This is a genomic window from Nocardioides antri (assembly GCF_008373765.1).
Classification (GTDB): Bacteria; Actinomycetota; Actinomycetes; order Propionibacteriales; family Nocardioidaceae; genus Nocardioides; species Nocardioides antri.
In genome coordinates this window covers 1-1,120 of the sequence record NZ_VUJW01000088.1, presented here as the reverse complement: position 1 = coordinate 1,120, position 1,120 = coordinate 1, and the positions used below count along the sequence as shown (strand labels likewise).

At 57.4% G+C, this 1,120-nt stretch carries 1 rRNA gene; it reads right to left on the bottom strand.

Annotated elements, in window-relative coordinates:
* A 23S ribosomal RNA gene (locus tag F0U47_RS22670) occupies nt 1-1,120 on the bottom strand; the annotation flags it as partial.

Below are 1,120 nucleotides of genomic sequence, written 5' to 3'. Positions count from 1 at the left end.
GTTACACACTCCTTAGCGGATTTCGACTTCCATGACCACCGTCCTGCTGTCTTAATCGACCAACACCCTTTGTGGGTTCTAGGTTAGCGCGCAGTTGGGCACCGTAACCCGGCTTCCGGTTCATCCCGCATCGCCAGTTCTGCTTACCAAAAATGGCCCACTTGGAGCTCTCGATTCCGTGTGACGGCTCAACAAAGCAGCCGACACGTCCTACCTATTTAAAGTTTGAGAATAGGTCGAGGGCGTTGCGCCCCCAATGCCTCTAATCATTGGCTTTACCCGATAGAACTCGCGTCCGAGCTCCAGCTATCCTGAGGGAAACTTCGGAGGGAACCAGCTACTAGATGGTTCGATTAGTCTTTCGCCCCTATACCCAAGTCAGACGAACGATTTGCACGTCAGTATCGCTGCGGGCTTCCACCAGAGTTTCCTCTGGCTTTACCCCGCTCAGGCATAGTTCACCATCTTTCGGGTCCCGACAGGCATGCTCACACTCGAACCCTTCTCAGAAGATCAAGGTCGGTCGGCGGTGCACCCGCGAGGGATCCCGCCAATCAGCTTCCTTGCGCCTTACGGGTTTACTCACCCGTTGACTCGCACACATGTCAGACTCCTTGGTCCGTGTTTCAAGACGGGTCGAATGGGGAGCCCATCGGCCGGCGCCCGGAGCACGCTGATGCCGAGGCACGCCGTTAGGCGCGTGCTGCAGACCACGATCACGGCAGCGACGTCTCCACAAGCGTATCAAAAGCCCGGGCTTAGGCCGCCACCGTAATCCGCGTCGGTCCACGCCCCGAATCGATCGGCGGACCGGATTGCTCCGTTCCGCATCCGACCAGGACGCATCGCCGGCCCCCATCCGCTTCCCTCCCGACAATTTCAAGCACTCTTTGACTCTCTTTTCAAAGTCCTTTTCATCTTTACCTCGCGGTACTTGTTCGCTATCGGTCTCTCGCCCGTATTTAGCCTTGGACGGAATTTACCGCACGATTGGGGCTGCATTCCCAAACAACCCGACTCGTAGACAGCGCCTCGTGTCGGCGTGCTGATCGCCTGGGTCAGCAGGTACAAGAAGAACATCCACCCGAACTGGGTGAACCCGCCGAGGTCCTTCACGATC